Origin of the sequence: Variovorax sp. dw_954 (genome assembly GCF_018449755.1) — a bacterium.
In the GTDB taxonomy this organism is placed as follows: domain Bacteria; phylum Pseudomonadota; class Gammaproteobacteria; order Burkholderiales; family Burkholderiaceae_C; genus Variovorax.
The window spans coordinates 1-2,203 of sequence record NZ_JAAVVD010000077.1 but is presented as its reverse complement, the minus strand read 5'-3'; the positions used below and the strand labels follow the sequence as shown (position 1 = coordinate 2,203).

Genomic DNA, 2,203 nt, shown 5'->3' with positions numbered 1-2,203 from the left:
TCAGTTCGCGACGGCGAGCTTCACGTTGGAAACCCGGTCGACGTCCGTGTCATAGCTGCGAGCGCACCAGACGAAGGCAACGGCTGCCAGCAGGCCGAAGCACGGCACCGCGGCCATGGCCTGCTGCAGGCCCCAGACGTCCGACAGCACGCCCACCAGGAAGGGACCGACGGCCAGGCCGAACAGGTTCTGGAACAGCGACAGCACGGCCGAACCGGTGGAGCGCACGCCCGGATGGATCACCTCGATGGCCACACCCGAGACCACACCCACGGTGCAGGTCATGAAGAAGCCGCCCAGCAGGATCAGCTTGAACTGCGCCGGACCGGGCGCGGTGCCGGCGAAGGCCACCAGGAAGATGCACATCGTGACCACGCACAGCACCGACAGGGCCAGCAGCTTGTTGCGCCGCTGGCGCAAGGTCAGCCGGTCCACCACGAAGCCCCAGACGATGCAGCCCACCGCGCCCAGCAGCACCACGAGCGCCGCTTGCGTGGCCGCCGCCTCAGGCGTGACGCCGTAGAAGCGGTTGAGATAGCTCGGCAGCCACGACCAGACCGCCGACACCACGATCAGCTGCATGGCCGCGCCGATGCACACGAACAGCAGCGTGCGGGTGCGCGCCAGCGTGACGAAGATGTGCCTGAGCGTGCTGCCGATGGACTCGGTGACCTTGTCCAGACGGGGCGTGAGGTCCACCGTCTTGTAGTCGCGCACGAACAGGTACAGCAGCGCCAGCGCCAGGCCGGGGATGCCGACCACGCCGAAGGCAGCGCGCCAGCCCCACTTGGCCGCGATCACGCCGCCCAGCACCACGCCCAGCACCGAGCCCAGCGATGCGGCCGCGAAGAAGGCGCCCAGCAGCGCGCTGCGAAGGCGCACCGGGAACAGCGTCGCGATCAGCGCCGCGCCGACCGAGCCGTAGCCCGTCTCGCCGGCCCCCACCACCGCGCGGGCGGTGAACAGCTGGGCGAAGTTGGTGGTGAACATGCACGAGATGGTGGCCAGGCTCCAGACGCCTGCCATCACCACGATGCTCTTCACGCGGCTGACCCGGTCGGCCAGCAGCGCCACCGGGATGCCGCCGACGGCCACCACGATGGAGATGATGGACACCAGCGCGCCGAGCTGCTTGTCGCTGAGGTTCCATTCGCTCTTGATGTGCGGGAACAGCGACACGATCACCTGCCGGTCGATGTAGTCGAACAGCATCAGTGCGAAGGTCATGGCAAAGGCAAACCAGGCTTGCCGCTTGCCGATCAGGTAGTCGTCTGGCGAGCCGGGCCTGGCGGCGCCCGCGTCGAGGGTGATGGACATGGTGGGTTGTCTCGGTTGTCTTGTAGTTGTGGGGCGGGGCTCAGCGACTCAGCGTGGTTCAGGCCGCCTTGCGCAGGAAGCCCTGATCGGCGCCGTTGCGGTTGGGTGAGAAGCCGTTGGCCAGCAGCGATTCCTCGGTGGTCTTGTAGAACACGCCGATCTTGGAGATCTCGCGGGCCTGCTGCGCGGTGGCGACCGGACGGCCGAACTCGCGCGAGATGCGCACCAGTTGCTCGACCTGCTCGACCGTGCTCATCTTCTGCGTGCGGGACTGGTTCCACAGGTTGTCCTCGATGCCGCAGCGCACGTGCAGGCCCATGGCGATGCCCATCATGTTGACCGGCAGCACGTTGCGCATCGAGCTCTCCACCGTCAGCACCGCACCGTCGGGCGTGGCGCGCACGAAGTTGGCCAGGTTGTAGATGCTCGGCACGTCCATGCCGCCGCCGATGGCCACCCAGTTCATGACCAGCGGGCCCTTGTAGATGCCGCGGCGCATGAGGCGCTCGACCGACTCGAAGCTGTTGATGTTGTAGCACTGGAAGGCGCTCTGGATGCCGGCGGCGCTCAGGCGGCGGATGTGCTCCTCGGCCCAGCCGGGTTGCGCCGGCACGGTCATTTCCTTGTAGGCGTTGAAGACGACCGGGTCGTCCATCGAGGTGCCCTTGTAGTCCTCGTACTCCCAGTGCTCGACCACGTTCATCTGCGAGGTGTTGATGGTCACGGTGACCTGGTCGGGCTTGGGGTCGAGCTCGGCCAGCATGTGGCGCGTGTCGTCGGACAGCCACTTGGCGGCGGCGCCTTCGGATTCCGGGGCGAAGCTGATCGAGCCGCCCACCTGGATGATCATCTCGGGCACGGCGTTGCGCACGCCGGCGATGAGTTC

General features: G+C 67.2%; 2 protein-coding genes. Both read right to left on the bottom strand.

Annotation, left to right across the window (positions count from 1 at the left end):
- Positions 1–1,317 (bottom strand): MFS transporter, encoded by a 1,317-nt coding sequence (locus tag HB681_RS37530; RefSeq protein ID WP_213959971.1) that lies wholly within the window; start codon positions 1,315–1,317, stop codon positions 1–3.
- A gap of 58 nt (positions 1,318–1,375) precedes the next feature.
- A partial coding sequence (locus tag HB681_RS37525; RefSeq protein ID WP_213959970.1) for a 3-keto-5-aminohexanoate cleavage protein occupies positions 1,376–2,203 on the bottom strand: 828 nt, incomplete at its 5' end.

Excerpts from the sequence above, each read along its gene's own strand:
- HB681_RS37530 (WP_213959971.1), bottom strand. The coding sequence starts at position 1,317 with ATGTCCATCACCCTCGACGCGGGCGCCGCCAGGCCCGGCTCGCCAGAC.